Consider the following 18,147-nt stretch of genomic DNA (forward strand, 5'->3'; position numbering starts at 1 on the left):
TTACCCTCTCAGTTCCTGCTGTGCCAGCGGTTTAAGCATGCCCTGATAGCGAGCAAGGTCGGGACGGTATGCCGCACCCGGTGCATATGACCAGCCGACGTCGGTAGCCACTTTCGTGGTACCGGTCTGGAAGGTGGCAACGTTCTGCATCTCGCCAGTTTTCTCTGAGACCAGTTTCAGCTCCCAGCCCATGGCGGTGCCGGAATCCGCTACCTTCAGACCACGGGCACGGACGTCGGCTGCACTCAGGGCAATCACGCCGCAGCGGCAGCGCCAGCCGTTCGGCGGGTAGAATGCCTGCCAGAACGGGTCATCATAACGCAGCACCAGACCATGCAGCACCAGATGGCTCTTGCGGGTATGACTGTCGTTGATGCCGGTATACATCCAATACGGTCTGTCGTCGACGTTCTCCATCTGTTCGGCCCAGCGTCCGGCGCTGTAAAGCACGGACATATTGGTGCGAAAGATGGTATCGAGACGCCACGGGCTACCCTGCTGGATAGTGACTGGCTCGCCCGTTACTGGGTCGGTGGTGTCACGCGGCCCCCACCATCCCTTGCGCTGCAGCTCCGGCTCCAGTTCCTTTCGGAACCAGCGGTCAGTTTTACCCTCATCGAGAGTCTTCTGCAGAGCGCTTCGAATATCCTCCAGAATATCGAAGCGGGTGACTTTGGCCACGGTGAACGCACGGGCATGGGCATCCTGCCACATCTCCTCCCAGTCCCAGGTAATTTTATACCCTTTGGATTTCAGGTAACTGATGGCCCGCTTCGGGGGTAACGTCATGCAGTACGCCAGTTCAGCTGTGGTCACGCTCATGCAGACGCCCCCAGAGTGTAGAAACAAACAGGATACGGGCCAGCCGTTCCTGCAGGTCATCCGCGTTCATCTGCGGGTACAGTTCGGCCAGCACACCCAGCAGCTCCGAAGGATTAACACCGCTTTCAACCTGCTTAAACAGCGGTGCCAGCACCGGCTCAAGCACGCCGTTTAACGAGCCGCCGTTCACCAAAATATCCAGCGCATCATCAAGGCTCTGCTGCGCCTGAATATCGGCGTCAATCGCCTCGGCGAACGACAGCGGCAGCGCGTTGTTCTTCTGGCGTTCTGACGGCGGCGTCTCATCAATATCACCGTCCAGCAGCTGGTACTCGCGCTTGAAGTATTGCGGTGTGAATACCACACCGGCGCGGCTGAGTTTCTCATCACGGGTGGCCTGCGTGTCGTCGACCGTTCCTTGTTCCCACATCTTCCAGACGGGGCTGGCCACATCGCCAAAGTTCAGCGAGACGGCCTGACGGATAACCTGATTGACTGCGCTCACCACAATCTCGGCGTCGGCATCGCGGATATCACTGGTGACTTCCAGCCCGGCCTGTGCCGAAGCTCGGTTACTGTTCGCCTCGGTGGTCTGGTTCTGCCCCAGCAGGGCAATAGAGATTTCACTGCGGGCGAGCGTAATCAGATTCTGGTAAATATCGCTGCTGTCGGCCTTGCCTGCAGCCTCTTTGATTTCAATGGAGGAATCATCAGGAATCGCCGCCACGGCGTCTTCCACCATCGCCTCCATCGAGTCCAGCAGCAGGTCAATCTCACTCTGTGCCGTACCGCGCGGGTGCTTACCGATAACCCACGGCGACCCGAATTTCTCGGCAAAGCGCACCCAGAACTTCATCCCGCCTTTTTTGAACGTTACCGGCCAGAAGCACATCGACAAGTCGGGGAAGCCATACGGGTTGTCGTAGGTCGCATCCTGACGCGGTACCACGAACTTATTCAGCGGTACGGGTTCGCCCTCCAGCCCAGTGTCTTTGGCTCGGAAGCGCAGCAGGTTATCGTTGTCGAACTGGAACCACTCGGGGGGTTTGCCCACGATATCGGTGACCGCCCAAGACTTAACCGAACGACCCCACATGATTTCGCAGGGCTGATATCCGTAGAGCACGGCATCGGTCATCTCGCCGATGATGCGGGAGATATCCAAGTCGTCGAGCATGTCGTTAATAAAGCTGAACACCCGCTCTGGGGCATGACCACGTTCAAGTCCACGCTCCAGAGACTTCACTGCCGCTTTACGCCTGCGGATACAGCCACCAACCAGCGGGTCGGTACGCAGCTCGCGATAGATGCGAATATCCCGTCCCTGTGATTTGAGAATAGGGTCGGGATTGGGCAGGTACATCCCTAGACCGAAGAAGTCGATGGATCGGCTGCGTGACGCAATCTGCTCCGTTAGCGTCTTATTCGGTTCAGCAAAGCTGACAAATTCATTGGGTGATACCCAGAGTCCACGGGCCATCAGTAACCCTCCAGCATACGGGCCGACTGGCGACGACGGCGTGAGCTTGCTTTCACCGGCCCTTTGTTAATTTCACGGCTGGCAAAGTACGCCAGCGCCAGCGAGATAGCCGAATCCCCGTGGCGTTTGCCACTGTCTGACTTGGCTTTTGACCGCTGTTCCGGTACGCGGGGAACGCCATTAACCACCTGAACCGCCCGCAGGTCATCCAGCGTGTCTTCATCCTTCGGCAAATCAATCAGGTTGCCATCCTCCAGCGCCGCCTTAACCGGTGGCATATGCTCGCGGTACCAGCTCTCGGTGGGCATGACCTGTTTCACGCGGCTGGAGCCGTAGCGCTGCATGGCGTATTCCGCCAGATATGAGCCGTTACCACGGGCATCAAGTGCCGCGCCCATCAGGTTTGGCAGACCATCCATCAGGTACCAGGTGATTTGCTCCTGCTGCTTGAACGGCACATTACGCAGCTCCATCACGAACGGGACGCGGCGTACCAGGTTCTTCTGCTGCAATAAGGGGTAATCAACCGACAGGTCACCGCTGCGGCCAAAGTCACGCCCTAAAAACGAGCGGGCATCAGCGGGGAGCGCCTCCAGCAGCGGTTTCAGATTCTCATCCAGCCAGTCTTGCGTTTCACTGAAGCGCTCAGCATCGGGCTTCAGCTCGTACCCCTCCGAGCAGGTAAGACGCAACACCGGCGTATCAGGTGACATACGGGACTCAATCAGGGCGCGGGACAACCATGCGCCACCACCGTTGGCGGGGATACAGTCAAGCTCTTCGGATGCACCAGTGCCGTAGAATTTGTACACCGATGCCATCCACGCCTGCTCTGATGCCTCCGACCATTCTTTCCCGGTACGCAGGCAGACACGGTGGAACAATCCCTCCGCCACAGCTTCTTTGAAAGTAACACGATGAACACTACCACCCAGACGTCCGGCACGGATGTCGGTGATCGTGGTATTAAACTCATTATCATCGCTATCGTGGGTGGAGATAACCCGCACCTTACCGCCCCAGATCAGCATCGCCATCGCCGCTTTCAGCAGCTCTTTCAGTTGCTCGTGAAACGCTGCTTCGTCGATAACAATAACGCCCTGACGACCACGCAGGTTGGATGGACGGCTGGAGAGCGCGACAACACGGAAGCCGGAGTCGGGAAACTTGATGGTGTAAGTCTTGATATGTTTGTCGTCTTCATCCTCTTCCCAGAAACCTTCTTCAATCTCGCTGGCGGCATAGTTGAAGGCCCGCGCCCACATGGCGCAGGCCTGGATATACTCGACGGTCATGTCCTGGTTATAGGCGATGTAATAGACGTTCATACCACCGGCTGGTGCTGAAGAGGCCGCGGTCAGCACGTTATCGGACGCCTCCGCCCAGGTGATACCGGTGCGGCGGCTTTTCTCCATCACCTTGAATGGCGATGTATCAGCAACCCAGCGCTGCTGATAAGGCAACAGAACGGGAGGTGCATCATAACCGGAGGTATCGGGTAGTACCGGTGCAAACTGACTCATGTGGCAATCCCCAGAATTTCACGTCGCAGCGCCTGTACGGCATCGGCTGACAGACCACCTTTGCGGGCAATCTTCTCGGCGTTGCTGGCCACCTGTCGGGCGCGGTCACGGACTTCGCTCTGAAACTTCTTCAGATTGACGGAAGCGCGGGACAACGTAGCCACGTTCTTTGCCACCTTCGACAACAGTGCCACGCGCTCTTTGGGGTCGACTTCGCCTTCTTCCGCTTCCTGCAACTGGACGATGCTCTCGAACAGCTCGGTCTGGATCAAGGCAATGACGGCTTCCGAACGCGCATCCTGATCGTCAGCCGCCCCCTCGGTCAGCATACGGGCCGCTTCGGTAGCTGCACGGATAGCACCATAGCGGCGCTCAATTTTTTGACCATAGCGATGGATTGCCGATTTGCTGATGACGTAACCCTGCTCACGCAGCAAAGACTCCAGCTCGGAATAGCCGCTGAAGCCTGATTCATTCAGCGCCCGCTCAAGCCATCGCCGCACGTTTTCCGGCAGTTTATCTATGGTGCTGCGTCTGGCCATCATTCACTCCAGTACTTTTCCGGGCGGGCAATGCCGGGGCCGCATTCAACGGTATATTCCACCAGGTCAACCCCGAGGCGGGTCAGATCGGCAAACCAGTCGCCGGAAGGCTTCTTCTCCAGATCAACCATCTTACGGTCAGTCAGATAATCCAGCTCCCGACGCAGTTCAAGATGGGTAGTGTCTGGGTAGATGGCGCGGGATACATCCAGCAGCAGTGTCTCGCTGGCGGTGTACGGACGGGTTTTGTTCAGAGCGACCAGCAGACTCCAGCGCAGGGATTCCCGGCGCACGCGGGTGATATCAACCATTGTGACCTCCTGTATGACGGTACTGTTGTACCACTTCCAGTTTGTTGTAGAGTGCGTCCAGCTTGGCCTCGATGACCGTCTGGCCCCGGATGTAATCCTCACGACGAACGTAGTTCAGGGGCAGTTCAGCCCGGAAGCGCATAAATTCTTTTTCCAACTCGCCCCAGTTGGAGGCAGATTGCTGCAATGACTGCTCAAGCGAGGCGAATCGTGCCGCCTGACGATCCTCTGCCTTGCTGAACAGCCACTTTGCGATACCACCGACAAAGCTCATGAAGGTGATGAGGAACCCCACCACCGTCCAGAATTCAACCTGCAACGTCATTTCTGTAATCCTTCTCGTTCGTCCAGCAGCCCGTTTATCTGATTGCGCCAGACGCGGCACTGCTTCGCGTTGTCGATGATGTTGACGAGGACGTCACGCTGGGAGACGCCAGAGTCGCGTAGCCAGGTGTCAGCGGTTTCAGGAGGCCGGGGCGCTGTGCTAGCACCGGGGATAGCGGCGGTAGCGCTGCCTGCATGACCGGTGTCGACGGATGCGTCGGTATATCCGAGCGCTGTGTTGTACTGACGCACGAAACCGCGAGTAAACACGCACTCAATGGGATGACTCTTGCCTTTTTCATCAATCCAGCGCTGTGTGACATCATCAATTTTCTCTTTAAGTTGTTGGTTCTGGTTTTCAAGCTGCGCCACCTGCTCAAGGTAATCAGCCTCTGCCTGATGACCTGCGGCAACCTGTTCCTGATAGCGTTTAGCCCAGACTCGGAGTGCTGCGTTCTCAAGCGCTGTCTGTTCCGCTTTGTACTTATCGAATGTTGACTGCAGCGTGCTGATCGCCGCATCCCCGTCACGTTTTGCGTCATTGTGACCACCGCGATAACCCCAGTGGTACAAGCCATACAGCCCCCCCACTAAGACAAATGCGAGCAACATGCCGCGCCACGGCAATTTTTTTATCAGGCTAGTCCACACAGCTGCTGCCTCCCCAGATGAGATAGCGCGGGGCCAGTTCGTGCAGGATGCGCTGCGGGTAGTGACGGTTCTCCCGCCAGTTGGCAGCACTTCGCCCGGCATTCACCGTGGCAACATGTTCAAACCAGCGGGCACCGTCCAACCCCTTCTGCACGGCCAGACGCTTATCACGCTGCACCCAGCCCAGCCCGCCGTTATAGCCCGACAACGTCATGGCCATCCGCTCACAGTCATCGGCAGCGCTGATGCGTTGCCACAACCAGCGGTCATAGCTGACCAACGCCCGGATAGCCCATGCCGGATTAAACGGCTCCCGGCTGTTCAGCCCCGGTACCAGCTGGCTAATCCAGTCTGCGGTAGCAGGCATAAACTGTGCCATTCCCTGAGCGCCTACTGGCGATATAGCATAGGGTCGCCATCCGCTCTCCTGATGCAGCTGCGCGGCAAAATCGGCTACCGGCGCTGACATCCCCCATTCGAGGCGCGCATTACGGATCACATCGGCACGGTACTGCAGGGCCGCCTGCGGAGGCTGCGCGGCTCTGGCTTGGCTGAAGAAACCACCGCACCAGAGCAGCCCAGCCATCACCAGATGGCCTGCGAGCTGCCACCAGAAGCTGTATTTATCGATGCGTGGTTCGCCATGCTTAATCGCGGTTACGCCCAGACCGAAGGCCAGCAGAATGATGAGTGTGATTTGAGGCCAGTTCATCGTTACAGTCCCGTGGCCACAGCCAGACAGACGGCTGCAACTATCAGAGCACGGCGGATCAGCGCGGCAGAAAAGACCAAGTGGAGGCCGGTCTGTACTGGGTAGCGGCCATCAGCCATCAGCTTAACGTCATGCCTGAGATACTGTCCGGGGCGGGCTTTGGGGAAGAGCGAACGGTCGAGCCAGTAGCCGAGTACCGCAGCGAGCGTGATGAGTGACAGTTTGTAGATAACGACCGGCAACTGCTGCGGCGATACAAGACCGATGGTGCCGAGCAGCAGCACCGCGGTCAGTAGCCACCCACTCAGGCGTGGTTTTTTAACAGAGGGAATAATATTTTTCAGGTTTTTCATGGTGCGTCTCCTTGTTGTGTGGGAGACAGCATCACAAATGCCAGGGGTAATGGATTTTAAACAGCGTTAATAGTGAAGCGATGGGACAAAACAGCATGATGGCCTTGAAAGAACGACCAGCCCGGTGCGCTAACACCGGACTGGTCATCAACCCACAGACATCAGCTGTGAGCCAACCAAGGTTCAGTCAGTCTCGCGAGACCAGACTAGCCTGCCATATTTTCACTGATTGCAAAAGGCTTACGGATGATGAAACAACAATCTTTACCCATCGTTCCATGGATCGGCGGTAAACGCCGTCTGGCTAAACATATTTTGCCACTGTTTCCAACCCACACCTGCTATGTAGAGCCGTTCAGCGGCGCAGCTGCTTTGTATTTTCTCAAGACCCCCAGCAAGACCGAGGTCATTAACGATATCAACGGGGAACTGGTGAACTTATACAGGGTAGTAAAACACCATCTGGAAGAGTTTGTCCGGCAGTTCAAATGGGCGCTGGTGAGTCGCCAGATCTATAAATGGTTGCAGGACACGCCGGAAGAGACACTAACCGACATCCAGCGTGCCGCCCGGTTCTACTACCTTCAAAAGCAGGCATTTGGCGGCAAAGTCGCCGAGCACACCTTCGGCATCTCCACTACCAGTGCACCGCGCTTTAACCTGCTGCGCATCGAGGAAGAATTGTCGATGGCGCACCTGCGTCTATCTAGAACGCTGATTGAGCATCTGGACTGGCACAAGTGTATTGAGCGCTATGACCGTCCCCATACACTGTTTTACTGCGACCCTCCATACTGGGGAACGGAAGGCTACGGCGTGGAGTTTGGGCTGGAAAACTATGACCACATGGCGGAGCTGGCACATAGCATCAAAGGAAAGATGATTATTTCGGTGAACGATATCCCGGAAATGCGGCGTGCATTCAACGGTCTAAATTTTCAGACGGTGGATATTAGCTATAACCTGAAAGTCACTGGGAAAGCGGCGTCTCGGAAAGAATTAGTGATTTGTAATTTCTAAAACTGTCTACTTGTCATTATTTGACTTGAGGGGCATTGTGGCCTGCCCCTCAAAAGTTAAATTGGCTCAGCAGTGAACCAATTACCAATAGTATCACTACTCATAAAACTGAATTTTATGCCATTGAATATTGTTGAAACTGCCGATTCCCCTTCTGAAACTTTCTTATCCAATTCAACCAACTTCATCATTAGTTTAGCTGGCTCTCCAGTTTTCATTGTGTTTTCACCCAATGCTGCAGAGTATGCCGATACAACAATGGCCATAACATCTATACCAGACTTAGTGGTACCATCACCGCTGGTGATTAGGGTGATGCCAGACAGTTTTTGACTTACCTTATCGACAGTTCCCACGATGGCTAAATGATCATTGAATGTATAATTGAAAGTATCATTGACTTCACCACTTTTAACATGAACTCTTAGTCTAAATAAGCTTCCGGTCTCTTTAAGATTAGCATTCATTCGTTTGGCGAAGACTTCAGGTGTTATTTCTAAGGTCTTTTTAGGCTCAATATCTACTGGTTCATTTACAACTTTGGGGGCTAATTCAACAGATCCTTCCTTAGGTTGTGCATGAGTTTGGGCTGTACTTGTGTCAATCGCTGCTGTTTTGGGATTATCGTTATCTTGGGTTGGAATCAGTAAAATTAAGAAAAACAGCGCAACTACTGCACCAACAATAGTTCCGCTGGTTTTGCTCAACCATACCTTATGACCTTTTCGGATAAAATGCCGTGACAAGAGTTTACCCACGATGACCCAGATGGCTACCGCTGCAATTAAAGCTAAAAATTCGTTCATTATGACTCCATTCATTGTTATTCGTTATATATAAAATCTCTAACTATTTAGAACTAATATTCTAATTCTCGCTTCAATTTTTTTGCTATTTCAAACGATATCTAGGTGCTTTGCCCTGACTTTCTGAACTATCAATCAGAAGTTTTAGACATGATGTATTGAGTACCTTGGCGTAATCCCCATCTGGGGATATGTTGATATAGCATTTATTTTGGTCAAGATTGTACTTGGCTCGAACTGGTGCGTCATCAGCGATGGGTAAGACAATTGTGCGCCAACCAGATTTCTGCCTGTAACTTGAAACTGAGAGGAAATCTGCTTTGTACTTGTTTAGTCCAGGAAATATACTGCGCAAAGCGGGAATTGAAGCATTTATTATATTGTCATTTGTCTCGACAATAAAAATATTTTCTTCGCTCGTTCTGGTCTCTTTTGCTGAAGCCCATCTGTCAGAATAACTCACGAACCCAACCAGAGCTGCGGCAACGATGATAACTCCGCCCCCTAAGATAACGAGCGGTTTTCTTTTTGTTAGAACCGTCGTTTTTGCTGGCTGCGGCACAGTATCCTTTGGCAACGGCAACACTTCACAGTCGTCACAAACATCCAGTAACTCATCAAAATAACCAAATATTTCCTGAAGCTGTTCTTTACTCATTCCCTTGAGATGAGTTGTACCGAAATGCTTCAGGCAATATCTGTCTCTATCTTTACGGTAAGCGGGATCAGTAATGCTTATTACTTTGGCAACCAGAATATTACAGTCTTTGAGGTACTTTATACGCTGAGCATACCCCTGAAGGATCTCAACTGCGCCATGATAATCAGCGGCCGTCATCTCGTTGACGGTAGTGGTGTTAAGTCTGGTATGGAGCAGCAACCACATTTCTCGCTTGCTTTCACCAGCGTCCACTAACTCATCCATCAACCTGTGCAAATCGCGCTTCTGTAGCAGCGAAATTGGCTGCTGGGTAGCAGTTGAAACTTCACCAGAGTAGTTATTAATGGTTACGTCACCGCTGACAACGTTACCTACATCTCCGTTAACTGTTTGTTTTGGTTCGCTCATTTTCTCTTCGTGTTTTTATTCATTACTGTCCCAGCTCCCATCGTCACATTACCTTTAATAACGTTCCCGAGAACATCTCCGTGGATTACCTGTTCTGCTCGTTCTTTGGAAGAACCCGTCGTTAATGCTGATAACACCGACCCTTTGACCTGAAGAGGTGCCTCCCGGTAACGCTGCAGTAACTCCATTTCATCTCTGGAAAGGGTTGTTCCTGATGACTCCCCCGTCAGAATGTATTGAATGTTAGCCCCTGCAGTAGCTAATGCAGCGAGAACCTCCATTCCTGGTGACATAAGACCAGACTCATATCGACTCCACGTCTCGCGCTTAACTCCCGCGAGCAATGCTGCTGTGGCCTGAGTCAGCTTTAGTTTTTTTCGCTCTTCTTTGAGACGCTCAAATATTGACTTATTAGTCACAAAACCACCTTGACTATGTGATGTATTGATCACATAATCTATCACATATAAACCAAACATCATTGCATCAACCAAGGAGACAACGATGACTGCAGAACAAGTTAAAACTCTCTTCCGTCAGCGTGGGGTCACATTTACCCGCTGGGCTGAAGAAAATGGCTATACCCGTAATGAGGTCTACCGGGTTCTTAATGGTCAAGCCAAAGCTCACTACGGCAAATCCCATGAAATTGCTGTAAAGCTGGGACTTAAACCTTCAGCTCAAGCTGCCTGAAATTTTAACCTGCGTAACAGGTTATCACATATTGCAAAAAGGGGAATGTGGCATGACTAAGACAAATATCTCCAGTTCTGGCTCTCGCATCCTACGGGTACTTAAAGCGCTGCGTGGTCATGCTTTGAACGGCGTTTCAAATGGCGAACTGGCATCAGCACTCGGTGAGTCACCAGCAAATATCAATCGGGCGCTGAACACTCTTATCGAAGAAGGGCTAGCCCTGAAACTTGATAACGGGCGCTTTGCGCCAGGCGTGCAGCTTTTACAAATCGCCATGGCGCACAGCAGCGAGATGGCTAGGGCACAAGATCGCATCAATGAAATTAACCAGCGCGTTATGGCTGGCAGTCGCTAAGGAGTTGAAATGGGACGTACCAAAACACAACCAATTGAATTGATTGAAGATACCCCACTGACTGATGACCTCGACATCAATATTAATGCCATGACTGAGCATCGCCTTGAAATCATGCAGCAGTTTGGTGATGGCCTGCCGTATGAACGAGATCGTATCGTACATGAGACACGTTTTTACATGGCGCAGAGTGCGGAAGCCATGCTGGAAGCGGGCAAAAGGCTTGTTATTCTTAAAGAGAATGAACCACATGGTGACTTCATTGAAATAGTTGAATCTCAGTTATTTCTACCAAAGCGGACTGCACAGGTAATGATGCAGGCATCACTCAAATATCTTTCCCCAAAACTTGAATCAAAAGCGCAAGCGCTTGCGCTTTTGGGAAAAACAAAACTCTTCGAGTTGATGACCGAAGATGATGACGATCTGGTCGAATTGGCTGATGGTGGCACTGTTGCCGGTATGACACTTGACGATATCGATCGCATGACCAGCCGTGAACTGAAAGCTGCATTGCGCGAAGCCCGCGAAACCAACTCAGCACAGCAGCGTGTTCTCGCAGACAAGAATGAAAAGATTGACGTGCTCTCCACCAAACTGGAGAAAAAGTCCCGTATTCAGCCGCCCAAACCTGATGAAGAGGTGAAGAAACTGCGGGCTGAAGTGACAGCACTCTCCACCGAAGCTGAATCAGCCATCACTGTTCGCCTGTTCAGCGCCTTTGAAACGCTGTGCGCATATTGCGCAGAAAATCAGATTGATACGCCGAAAGACTTTATGACAGGGCTTATTTGTGAGCTGGAACATGCTGCCCGCAGCCTTCGCTCGACCTTTGACCTTCCAGATACCCCGACAGGCAATGCTGCTCCAGCCTGGCTGACTGAGCCAGAACCTGAGATTAACCGGCAGGAGGCGTAACCGATGAGCGCCGCCCTGACTGAACGACTGGTTTCTGTTGCCCGCGCGGCGCGTGACGCGGGGCATGGTAAACGCGGTGCAGTATATGACGCAGCCTGTATTGAACTGGGCTTGTCCCGCGCAACGCTACTGCGCAAGCTAAAGGAGGTTTCAGTGACTGACAAACGTAAAAAACGCGCTGATGCCGGGCGCAGCGCCCTGAGCCGCGACGAAGCCGCGCTGATATCTGCGACTCTGCGTGAAGCAACCCGTAAAAACGGCAAACGTCTTTATTCCATCTCTGATGCGGTGGAGACCCTACGTACTAATGGCTTTATCACCGCAGGCAGAACGGATGAAGAAACCGGCGAATTCTTTCCGCTGTCTGAGGACACCATCAGCCGCGCCCTGCGTAACTACGGCCTGCACCCAGAACAACTGGACGCCCCAGCCCCGTCTTCAGAAATGGCCAGCCTGCACCCTAACCACGTCTGGGAGATTGATGCTTCACTCTGCACCCTTTATTACCTGAGCAACGGCCACAAGGGATTGCAGGTGATGGACAGTGCAAAATTCTATAAGAACAAGCCTGCCAATATTGCCCGCATCGCCAGTGACCGTGTGTGGAGTTATGAGCTTACCGACCACACCAGCGGCTGGATTTACGTTGAGTACGTGATGGGCGCGGAATCAGGTGAGAACCTCTGTTCCGTTCTCATCAACGCGATGCAGGAACGCGGTGGTGCGGATGTGTTGCACGGTGTGCCGAAAATTCTCTACCTCGACCCCGGTTCGGCAAACACCGCTGGCATGACTAAAAACATGTGCCGGTCACTGGGTATCAATCTGATCGCACATAAACCACATAACGCCCGTGCGACTGGTCAGGTAGAAAAAGCCCGAGACATTATCGAACGCAAGCTAGAGCCGGGGCTCAAGTTCCAGCCGGTCAGCAGCCTAGAAGAGCTGAACGCACTGGCCGCCAAATGGCGCAGCCACTTTAACGCAACGGCAATTCACAGCCGCCATCGTAAAACCCGAACGGATATCTGGTTGAAAATCACCGCCGACCAACTGTTGAAAGCGCCAACTGCTGAAGTGTGCCGCGAACTCGCGGTAGCCGCGCCGGAGAGCCGCAAAGTGACATCAAAGCTACGGGTGCCGTTCCGAGGAATCGAGTACGACGTCTCTGCGGTACCGGGCGTGATGGTTGGCGAAAAGCTGATGATTACCCGCAATCCATGGCGTACCGATGCCGCACAGGTTGTGCTGACGGGGGAAGGCGGCCACGAAATGTTCTTCCTTGTTGACGAGGTTAAAAAGAACGAATTTGGCTTTGCTGAAAGTGCGGCTGTGTTTGGCGCAAGCCATAAAGCCGTGGCAGACACCCCAGCCCAGACAGCAGCAAAAGAGATTGAACAGCTTGTCACCGAAACAGATAACGCCACTGATGCCGCTGCGGCACGTAAAGCGAAGGCACTGCCGTTCGGCGGCAGGCTTGACCCTTACAAACATATCGACGACGCCACGCTTCCTGCCTACATGCCTAAACGCGGTCAGGTGTCAGAAGTACGCGGCCCACGTGTTGAGCAGCGTCCGTTGACCCATGTGGAAGCGGCGAAAGCCCTACGCGAGAAGTTCAGCGCTAACGGTCATACCTGGACACCGGAACATTATCGCCAGCTAACAGCACAGTACCCAAATGGCGTACCGGAAGTTGTGTTGGATGAGGTGATGACCGCTATGACCACTCCGGCCCGCAGCAGCGTTATCAGCATCGTTAACGGCAACTGAGGAGGAAAACATGCTGGTACTGAAGCACCAACTGAAAGAGGCCCGTATCCCGCAGGCGGTGGTGGCAAGAGCCGTTGCCGTTTCCGAGGCCACGCTGGCCCAGATTGTGAACCATAACGAGTGGCCCCGCACCCGCCCGGAGGAGGTACGCCAGCGTTTGGCGTCTTATCTGGAAAGTCAGGGGATTGATACAACGAAGAGTTTTGGTGCTGCACAGGGCGCTGTCACGCCCCGTACAGCGGGCACTACCGATAAAACCAACCTCAGTGAGGAAGAGAACATGTTACTCAAAAAGCAGGTGTTATTTCCAGCAACAAAAAAAGCGTTTGGTCTTTTCCGAGACCCGTTTGCCGATGATGCCATGCAGGGCGCGGAGGATGTGTTCACCACACCCGATATTCGTTACGTGCGTGAGGCTCTGTACCAGACCGCCCGCCACGGTGGCTTTATGGCGGTTATCGGTGAGTCCGGTGCGGGTAAATCCACGTTGCGCCGCGACCTGATTGAACGCATCAACCGTGAGAATGCGCCAGTGGTAGTCATTGAACCTTACATCATCGCTATGGAAGACAACGATGTGAAAGGGAAAACCCTGAAGGCGGCGGCTATCGCCGAGGCCATTGTCAGCACCATTGCGCCGTTAGAGAACATTAAACGCAGCCAGGATGCCCGTTTTCGCCAGTTGCACCGTGTGCTGAAAGACAGCAGCCAGGCGGGTTTCAGCCACGTTCTGGTGATTGAGGAGGCCCACAGTCTGCCCATCCCGACCCTGAAACATCTCAAGCGCTTCTTTGAGTTGGAGTCCGGTTTTAAACGGTTGTTGTCCATCGTGCTGATTGGCCAGCCTGAACTGGCGGAAAAACTGTCCGAACGCAACATGGAAGTGCGCGAAGTGGTACAGCGTTGTGAAGTCATTGAGCTGCTACCGCTGGATAACAGTCTGGAAGATTTTCTGGCCTTCAAACTGCAGCGGGCTGGGAAGCAGCTGGCCGACGTCATGGACGCCAGCGCGGTGGACGCCATTCGCACCCGCTTGAGCAATCTGGGTAGCAACCGTAAAAGCATGATCAGCCTGCTGTATCCACTGGCTGTCAGTAACTTGGTGATAGCCGCCATGAACCTCGCTGCTGAAATTGGGGTTCCGCAGGTCAATGCCGATGTCGTTAAGGGGGTGTAACCATGAAATCCATCACCGATATCAACCAGCAGATGCACCATTTGCAGTCTGCCATAGCCGCGCTGAACGCCATGAACAGCACCGTTCAGAGCATCATGATTTTAGGCAGTAAGCCGGTTATCCGTATAGCCAGAAATGGTCACTGCCTCCGCCTGCTAGAGCAGGGAAAAGCAAGCTATATCCATTTCGGTCACGACGGCTCTGGCCGTTTCCGTCAGGGGGTATTTGAACTGCATGGCTGCCGGATTACCTGGTCAGAATCATTACATTAACCACAAGGTGAACAAAAATGAGCGAAGTAGATAAAGAAGAATATATGAAAGACCGCAAAGGCCGTTTGGTGCCGATTGCACACGTATCTGATTACGATCTGGCGATGGACTCTTTCGTCAAAGAGCAAGTGGCGGCAGCAAAGGTCAAAAGCGCGGAATTACGCGATTTTAAGCGCCGTGCTTTTGATGAATGTTATGCCTGGCTTGATCTCGTTGCTGAGAAGTACGGACGTACTCGTGGTGGAGCTAAAGGTAATGTGTCCTTCAGCAGCTTTGACGGCAGTTTACAAATTACCATAAAAGTGCAGGATTCTTTGGCCTTTGGGCCGGAATTGCAGATAGCTAAAGACCTTATTGATGAGTGTGTCACCGAGTGGTCGGAAGGTGCGAATGATAACCTTCGGGCTATCATCAGCGATGCCTTCCAGGTGGATAAAGAGGGGCAGCTTAATACTGGACGCATCCTTTCTTTGCGCCGAGTCAAAATTACGGATGACCGCTGGAATAAAGCGATGGATGCCATATCTGAATCATTACAGATTGCCGTATCTAAAACATATATTAATTTTCGGGAAAAAAAAGATGAAAGCGGAGAGCTAATTAATATCCCGTTAAATATCTCTGCCATTTAATTTAATTAGCACTTTCTTTTATTTCGGCGTCAGCGCCGTGGGTTTCTGCACGCCGAAAACAGCTTTAAGGAATTAAATATGTCCATCAAATGTATCAACTGCCAGAAAGGCATTACCACCATTAAGTTCAGCGAGGCCAGCGTGATTACCTCCGGTAAATACCGTGTCCCTGCGGTTCTCGTCACGTTGGTATGCCCTCACTGCAGCCAGCATTACTACGTAGAAATCCCTTCCATGGAGTTCATCCCTTGCGAGGCAAAGAAATGATTACCGCTAAAGAGGCCGAAAAACGCACCCGTGAGATTGTCGCGGAATATATCAGCGACTGTGGTTGTGAAACACCCACTCATATCAGACAGGTATTAATCAAATTAATCAGCATGGCTTCGCACGCCATCGTAGCAACCAATGGCCTGGATCAGGCCATTTACGTTCTTCACGCAACCAGTGACCACCTGAGAAAAATGCCGCCGCTGTACGAGCTGGAAATAACTGAGAATGGCCACGTGAAAGTTATCGGCGTATCACGCCATTAATTTGGGGAAGAGAAGATGAAAGGCATGAAATTGTATAACCGTTCGATGATCTACAATCTGGCCCTGAAAACCTTCGGGCCAGAAGCTCAGGCTTTGAAGCTGATAGAAGAAGCTGCCGAACTGGCCGCTGCCGCTGCTCGTAATATGAATGGGCTGGGTAACGAAGTTGACCTAGCTGGCGAACTGGCTGACGTTGAAATCATGATTGAACAGTTCCGCCTCAACGGGATGGGGCTGATTATTGACTTTCATAAGCAGAAAAAGCTGGAACGCCTTGCCGAACGTCTGGGGGTGACTTATGCAGCAAAATAATGAAAAAGTGCTGGAGAAGTTAAAAAAACTGCTGGCGCTGGCTAAATCCGATAACCCCCACGAAGCGGCGCTGGCCCTACAACGCGCCCAAAAACTGATGCAGGCATACAATATTACCCAAAATGACCTTGCACTTAGTGACATTGATGAAAGCATCAGTCGCTACTGGGCTGCAGGTAGCGTTAATCCCCCACGTTATATGCTGGGCCTGCTGGATATCATCCAAACGGCATTTGGCGTTAAATCTATTATTCATTCCGGCTTTAACCCCCGCGTTGGTTTTTACGGTAATAAAGGTCGTGTGGAACTGGCCTCGTACACATGGGAGGTGCTGGCCAGACAATTAATAGCGGCACGTAAAAGCTATATCGGGCAGCAGAATAAAAGGATCAAGAACAAAACCAAAACCAGTCGAGGTGATAAATTTGCCGAAGGCTGGGTACTGGCCGTGCGCAGCGAGGTTCATTTATTTGCTATGTCCCGCGAGGAACGGGAGCTGGCTAAACTCTGGCTTGAGCAGAAATACCCAGATTCAGGCACAACCACGGGCCGTGAGGCTGGGAAATCACGTGATGCGGACATGTCCCGCCACCTTGGTTACAGGGAAGGCGAGAACATCAGGCTGCACCAGCCAATAAACGGACAGGAACAGCGGAAACTGGGGGCACGATGATGGCAGAGTTCATTGTATCTGGTGTGTTCTGGTATGGCTTTGTGGGCTGGTGTACCGCTAATTTGCACCTTTATATGGGTTTTTACTCGCGTTACCAGGGGGCGAAACGCTGGGTAAGCTGGTCAGTTATCTTCCTGCTCTGGCCAATAACTTTGCCGCTTTTTGTCGATTATATTGGCCAACTGGTTGCTGGAGACGACAGCCATGACTAAACAACAATTAATCCAGCTTATTCATATTGCCCGTAATGATCTGAAGATGGACGAAGATACCTACCGTCAGATGTTGCAGGGGCTAACCGGTAGGGCTTCAGCCAAAGGGATGGATCTTCCGCAGCTAACCAAAGTTTTGGACTCCATGAAAAAGAAAGGATTCAGGGTCAAGCCTGGCGGGAATGCTAAAACTGGTATTGCGTTGGATGACCATCCACAGTCCCGAAAAATACGCGCTCTCTGGCTGGATATGGCTGCAGCAGGCGTTATCCGTGACAGTTCTGAACTCTCGCTGGCACGTTGGGTTAAACGGGAAACAGGTGTTGACGGATTGCGCTGGCTGAATTCGGAACAGGCCAGCAGTGTTATTGAGAAGCTCAAAAAGTGGCATTACCGGACAACGGGGAAACGATCATGAGCGACCATAGCCAGTTTCGCAGTAAAGGGCCTGAATTGCTAGTTGAACTCGCCCAGCATACAGCTACCACGGTGCGTGAAATCATTGAGATTGACGTCGCCGTGGCTGACCAAATCGGCGAGGCAGTGGCCAACCGTATGATGCAGGTCTGGGGCGGGCAGAACGTGTATTTCCCGATGGGCATGGTTTGGAGAGTTAGCCAGCGCGACAGGGAGATCTTCCTGGAGTTTGACGGACGCAATCATCACGAACTGGCCCGTAAGTTCGGCGTTTCGCTTCAGTGGATTTACAGCGTTGTGAAACGGGTAAAAAGAGAAGAACTGGATCGGATGCAGGGGAAATTATTTGAGGATGGGGCTTCGGGTGAAGATGGATAGTTAAAGGGCTTTACCATCCCTGTTTTCCGATTTAGCTCATTATATTCATGGGTTATTCATCCACGAGGAAATAAACATGTCAGAAACCAGCTACAGCAGTATCGCTTTAGATAATTCGGAAATTTCAAAGTTAGCCATAAACATCATCAAACAGCACCTTAGCGGGTTGCCAGTTGGGCAAGC

Annotated in this window: 27 protein-coding genes; 15 read left to right on the forward strand and 12 right to left on the reverse strand. The window is 52.4% G+C overall.

Going from position 1 to position 18,147, the window contains the following annotated elements; genetic code table 11:
• The 9 genes from DA391_RS20200 to DA391_RS20240 are packed head-to-tail and all read right to left on the reverse strand — an operon-like array spanning position 1 to position 6,718.
• On the reverse strand, positions 1-822 hold the full coding sequence (locus DA391_RS20200) for a phage minor head protein (RefSeq protein WP_108088127.1): 822 nt from the start codon (positions 820-822) through the stop codon (positions 1-3).
• On the reverse strand, positions 803-2,302 hold the full coding sequence (locus DA391_RS20205) for a DUF935 domain-containing protein (RefSeq protein WP_108088128.1): 1,500 nt from the start codon (positions 2,300-2,302) through the stop codon (positions 803-805). The genes DA391_RS20200 and DA391_RS20205 overlap by 20 nt, the downstream gene beginning before the upstream one ends.
• On the reverse strand, positions 2,302-3,825 hold the full coding sequence (locus DA391_RS20210; RefSeq protein WP_108088129.1) for a terminase large subunit domain-containing protein: 1,524 nt from the start codon (positions 3,823-3,825) through the stop codon (positions 2,302-2,304). The genes DA391_RS20205 and DA391_RS20210 overlap by 1 nt, the downstream gene beginning before the upstream one ends.
• Positions 3,822-4,367, reverse strand: coding sequence for a DUF3486 family protein (locus tag DA391_RS20215; RefSeq protein WP_108088130.1), 546 nt, complete (start codon positions 4,365-4,367; stop codon positions 3,822-3,824). Before DA391_RS20215 ends, DA391_RS20210 begins: the two co-directional genes overlap by 4 nt.
• Complete coding sequence (locus DA391_RS20220) at positions 4,367-4,678, reverse strand: hypothetical protein (protein ID WP_108088131.1); 312 nt, start codon at positions 4,676-4,678, stop codon at positions 4,367-4,369. Before DA391_RS20220 ends, DA391_RS20215 begins: the two co-directional genes overlap by 1 nt.
• Positions 4,671-5,003: a hypothetical protein gene (locus tag DA391_RS20225; protein ID WP_108088132.1), complete on the reverse strand. Its 333-nt coding sequence runs from the start codon at positions 5,001-5,003 to the stop codon at positions 4,671-4,673. The genes DA391_RS20220 and DA391_RS20225 overlap by 8 nt, the downstream gene beginning before the upstream one ends.
• Positions 5,000-5,653: a hypothetical protein gene (locus tag DA391_RS20230; RefSeq protein WP_108088133.1), complete on the reverse strand. Its 654-nt coding sequence runs from the start codon at positions 5,651-5,653 to the stop codon at positions 5,000-5,002. Before DA391_RS20230 ends, DA391_RS20225 begins: the two co-directional genes overlap by 4 nt.
• Entirely contained in the window at positions 5,643-6,365 is a 723-nt protein-coding gene (locus DA391_RS20235) for a transglycosylase SLT domain-containing protein (RefSeq protein ID WP_108088134.1), read from the reverse strand. The genes DA391_RS20230 and DA391_RS20235 overlap by 11 nt, the downstream gene beginning before the upstream one ends.
• Before the next feature lie 2 nt (positions 6,366-6,367).
• On the reverse strand, positions 6,368-6,718 hold the full coding sequence (locus tag DA391_RS20240) for a putative holin (RefSeq protein ID WP_108088135.1): 351 nt from the start codon (positions 6,716-6,718) through the stop codon (positions 6,368-6,370).
• Positions 6,719-6,967: 249 nt separating this feature from the next.
• On the opposite strand from DA391_RS20240, the gene DA391_RS20245 reads away from it, so the two are divergent.
• Entirely contained in the window at positions 6,968-7,738 is a 771-nt protein-coding gene (locus DA391_RS20245; RefSeq protein WP_108088312.1) for a DNA adenine methylase, read from the forward strand.
• A gap of 56 nt (positions 7,739-7,794) precedes the next feature.
• Here the strand turns inward: DA391_RS20245 and DA391_RS20250 are convergent, their stop codons facing one another.
• The 3 genes from DA391_RS20250 to DA391_RS20260 all read right to left on the reverse strand — a co-directional run bounded on the left by DA391_RS20250 (position 7,795) and on the right by DA391_RS20260 (position 10,095).
• Positions 7,795-8,544, reverse strand: coding sequence for a hypothetical protein (locus DA391_RS20250; RefSeq protein WP_108088136.1), 750 nt, complete (start codon positions 8,542-8,544; stop codon positions 7,795-7,797).
• An 85-nt stretch (positions 8,545-8,629) separates the two neighbouring features.
• Positions 8,630-9,613 carry a hypothetical protein gene (locus DA391_RS20255; RefSeq protein WP_108088137.1) on the reverse strand — a complete coding sequence of 328 codons (984 nt, stop codon included), beginning with the start codon at positions 9,611-9,613 and terminating at the stop codon, positions 8,630-8,632.
• The gene (locus DA391_RS20260; RefSeq protein WP_240624763.1) at positions 9,610-10,095 is read right to left on the reverse strand and encodes a helix-turn-helix domain-containing protein; all 486 of its coding nucleotides are present in this window, start codon (positions 10,093-10,095) and stop codon (positions 9,610-9,612) included. Before DA391_RS20260 ends, DA391_RS20255 begins: the two co-directional genes overlap by 4 nt.
• 22 nt (positions 10,096-10,117) lie before the next feature.
• Here DA391_RS20260 and DA391_RS20265 point away from each other — a divergent pair, with 22 nt between their 5' ends.
• The 14 genes from DA391_RS20265 (at position 10,118) to DA391_RS20330 (ending at position 17,964) form a co-directional block, all read left to right on the forward strand.
• Positions 10,118-10,306, forward strand: a complete 189-nt coding sequence (locus DA391_RS20265) for a DNA-binding protein (protein WP_108088138.1) — start codon at positions 10,118-10,120, stop codon at positions 10,304-10,306.
• A gap of 52 nt (positions 10,307-10,358) precedes the next feature.
• Positions 10,359-10,664, forward strand: coding sequence for a helix-turn-helix domain-containing protein (locus DA391_RS20270; protein WP_108088139.1), 306 nt, complete (start codon positions 10,359-10,361; stop codon positions 10,662-10,664).
• Positions 10,665-10,673: 9 nt separating this feature from the next.
• Complete coding sequence (locus DA391_RS20275) at positions 10,674-11,582, forward strand: DUF3102 domain-containing protein (protein WP_108088140.1); 909 nt, start codon at positions 10,674-10,676, stop codon at positions 11,580-11,582.
• Positions 11,583-11,585: 3 nt separating this feature from the next.
• The gene (locus DA391_RS20280; RefSeq protein WP_108088141.1) at positions 11,586-13,355 is read left to right on the forward strand and encodes a DDE-type integrase/transposase/recombinase; all 1,770 of its coding nucleotides are present in this window, start codon (positions 11,586-11,588) and stop codon (positions 13,353-13,355) included.
• Positions 13,356-13,365: 10 nt separating this feature from the next.
• A complete protein-coding gene (locus DA391_RS20285) occupies positions 13,366-14,532 on the forward strand; it encodes an ExeA family protein (protein WP_108088142.1) in 1,167 nt (388 codons plus the stop codon).
• 2 nt (positions 14,533-14,534) lie between these two features.
• Complete coding sequence (locus tag DA391_RS20290) at positions 14,535-14,804, forward strand: hypothetical protein (RefSeq protein WP_108088143.1); 270 nt, start codon at positions 14,535-14,537, stop codon at positions 14,802-14,804.
• A gap of 17 nt (positions 14,805-14,821) precedes the next feature.
• On the forward strand, positions 14,822-15,436 hold the full coding sequence (locus DA391_RS20295; RefSeq protein ID WP_108088144.1) for a DUF3164 family protein: 615 nt from the start codon (positions 14,822-14,824) through the stop codon (positions 15,434-15,436).
• Between the two features lie 78 nt (positions 15,437-15,514).
• Positions 15,515-15,703: a hypothetical protein gene (locus DA391_RS20300; RefSeq protein WP_108088145.1), complete on the forward strand. Its 189-nt coding sequence runs from the start codon at positions 15,515-15,517 to the stop codon at positions 15,701-15,703.
• Positions 15,685-15,972, forward strand: coding sequence for a hypothetical protein (locus tag DA391_RS20305; RefSeq protein ID WP_240624765.1), 288 nt, complete (start codon positions 15,685-15,687; stop codon positions 15,970-15,972). Before DA391_RS20300 ends, DA391_RS20305 begins: the two co-directional genes overlap by 19 nt.
• 15 nt (positions 15,973-15,987) lie before the next feature.
• The gene (locus DA391_RS20310) at positions 15,988-16,284 is read left to right on the forward strand and encodes a hypothetical protein (protein ID WP_108088147.1); all 297 of its coding nucleotides are present in this window, start codon (positions 15,988-15,990) and stop codon (positions 16,282-16,284) included.
• The gene (locus DA391_RS20315) at positions 16,271-16,957 is read left to right on the forward strand and encodes a DUF2786 domain-containing protein (protein WP_108088148.1); all 687 of its coding nucleotides are present in this window, start codon (positions 16,271-16,273) and stop codon (positions 16,955-16,957) included. The genes DA391_RS20310 and DA391_RS20315 overlap by 14 nt, the downstream gene beginning before the upstream one ends.
• The gene (locus tag DA391_RS20320) at positions 16,954-17,169 is read left to right on the forward strand and encodes a hypothetical protein (protein ID WP_108088149.1); all 216 of its coding nucleotides are present in this window, start codon (positions 16,954-16,956) and stop codon (positions 17,167-17,169) included. Before DA391_RS20315 ends, DA391_RS20320 begins: the two co-directional genes overlap by 4 nt.
• Positions 17,162-17,587, forward strand: a complete 426-nt coding sequence (locus DA391_RS20325; protein ID WP_108088150.1) for a gp16 family protein — start codon at positions 17,162-17,164, stop codon at positions 17,585-17,587. Before DA391_RS20320 ends, DA391_RS20325 begins: the two co-directional genes overlap by 8 nt.
• Positions 17,584-17,964 (forward strand): Mor transcription activator family protein, encoded by a 381-nt coding sequence (locus tag DA391_RS20330; RefSeq protein ID WP_108088151.1) that lies wholly within the window; start codon positions 17,584-17,586, stop codon positions 17,962-17,964. The genes DA391_RS20325 and DA391_RS20330 overlap by 4 nt, the downstream gene beginning before the upstream one ends.
• Positions 17,965-18,147 lie beyond the last annotated feature (183 nt).

Origin of the sequence: Yersinia massiliensis (assembly GCF_003048255.1) — a bacterium.
Classification (GTDB): domain Bacteria; phylum Pseudomonadota; class Gammaproteobacteria; order Enterobacterales; family Enterobacteriaceae; genus Yersinia; species Yersinia massiliensis_A.

Bases quoted from the DNA above. Each gene is read 5' to 3' on its own strand.
- DA391_RS20215 (WP_108088130.1), bottom strand. From the start codon at position 4,367: ATGGCCAGACGCAGCACCATAGATAAACTGCCGGAAAACGTGCGGCGA.
- DA391_RS20295 (WP_108088144.1), top strand. From the start codon at position 14,822: ATGAGCGAAGTAGATAAAGAAGAATATATGAAAGACCGCAAAGGCCGT.
- DA391_RS20285 (WP_108088142.1), top strand. From the start codon at position 13,366: ATGCTGGTACTGAAGCACCAACTGAAAGAGGCCCGTATCCCGCAGGCG.
- DA391_RS20325 (WP_108088150.1), top strand. From the start codon at position 17,162: ATGACTAAACAACAATTAATCCAGCTTATTCATATTGCCCGTAATGAT.
- DA391_RS20290 (WP_108088143.1), top strand. From the start codon at position 14,535: ATGAAATCCATCACCGATATCAACCAGCAGATGCACCATTTGCAGTCT.
- DA391_RS20205 (WP_108088128.1), bottom strand. From the start codon at position 2,302: ATGGCCCGTGGACTCTGGGTATCACCCAATGAATTTGTCAGCTTTGCT.
- DA391_RS20265 (WP_108088138.1), top strand. From the start codon at position 10,118: ATGACTGCAGAACAAGTTAAAACTCTCTTCCGTCAGCGTGGGGTCACA.
- DA391_RS20210 (WP_108088129.1), bottom strand. From the start codon at position 3,825: ATGAGTCAGTTTGCACCGGTACTACCCGATACCTCCGGTTATGATGCA.
- DA391_RS20310 (WP_108088147.1), top strand. From the start codon at position 15,988: ATGAAAGGCATGAAATTGTATAACCGTTCGATGATCTACAATCTGGCC.
- DA391_RS20260 (WP_240624763.1), bottom strand. From the start codon at position 10,095: ATGATGTTTGGTTTATATGTGATAGATTATGTGATCAATACATCACAT.
- DA391_RS20245 (WP_108088312.1), top strand. From the start codon at position 6,968: ATGAAACAACAATCTTTACCCATCGTTCCATGGATCGGCGGTAAACGC.
- DA391_RS20220 (WP_108088131.1), bottom strand. From the start codon at position 4,678: ATGGTTGATATCACCCGCGTGCGCCGGGAATCCCTGCGCTGGAGTCTG.
- DA391_RS20280 (WP_108088141.1), top strand. From the start codon at position 11,586: ATGAGCGCCGCCCTGACTGAACGACTGGTTTCTGTTGCCCGCGCGGCG.
- DA391_RS20240 (WP_108088135.1), bottom strand. From the start codon at position 6,718: ATGAAAAACCTGAAAAATATTATTCCCTCTGTTAAAAAACCACGCCTG.
- DA391_RS20315 (WP_108088148.1), top strand. From the start codon at position 16,271: ATGCAGCAAAATAATGAAAAAGTGCTGGAGAAGTTAAAAAAACTGCTG.
- DA391_RS20330 (WP_108088151.1), top strand. From the start codon at position 17,584: ATGAGCGACCATAGCCAGTTTCGCAGTAAAGGGCCTGAATTGCTAGTT.
- DA391_RS20225 (WP_108088132.1), bottom strand. From the start codon at position 5,003: ATGACGTTGCAGGTTGAATTCTGGACGGTGGTGGGGTTCCTCATCACC.
- DA391_RS20235 (WP_108088134.1), bottom strand. From the start codon at position 6,365: ATGAACTGGCCTCAAATCACACTCATCATTCTGCTGGCCTTCGGTCTG.
- DA391_RS20255 (WP_108088137.1), bottom strand. From the start codon at position 9,613: ATGAGCGAACCAAAACAAACAGTTAACGGAGATGTAGGTAACGTTGTC.
- DA391_RS20320 (WP_108088149.1), top strand. From the start codon at position 16,954: ATGATGGCAGAGTTCATTGTATCTGGTGTGTTCTGGTATGGCTTTGTG.
- DA391_RS20300 (WP_108088145.1), top strand. From the start codon at position 15,515: ATGTCCATCAAATGTATCAACTGCCAGAAAGGCATTACCACCATTAAG.
- DA391_RS20200 (WP_108088127.1), bottom strand. From the start codon at position 822: ATGAGCGTGACCACAGCTGAACTGGCGTACTGCATGACGTTACCCCCG.
- DA391_RS20250 (WP_108088136.1), bottom strand. From the start codon at position 8,544: ATGAACGAATTTTTAGCTTTAATTGCAGCGGTAGCCATCTGGGTCATC.
- DA391_RS20270 (WP_108088139.1), top strand. From the start codon at position 10,359: ATGACTAAGACAAATATCTCCAGTTCTGGCTCTCGCATCCTACGGGTA.
- DA391_RS20275 (WP_108088140.1), top strand. From the start codon at position 10,674: ATGGGACGTACCAAAACACAACCAATTGAATTGATTGAAGATACCCCA.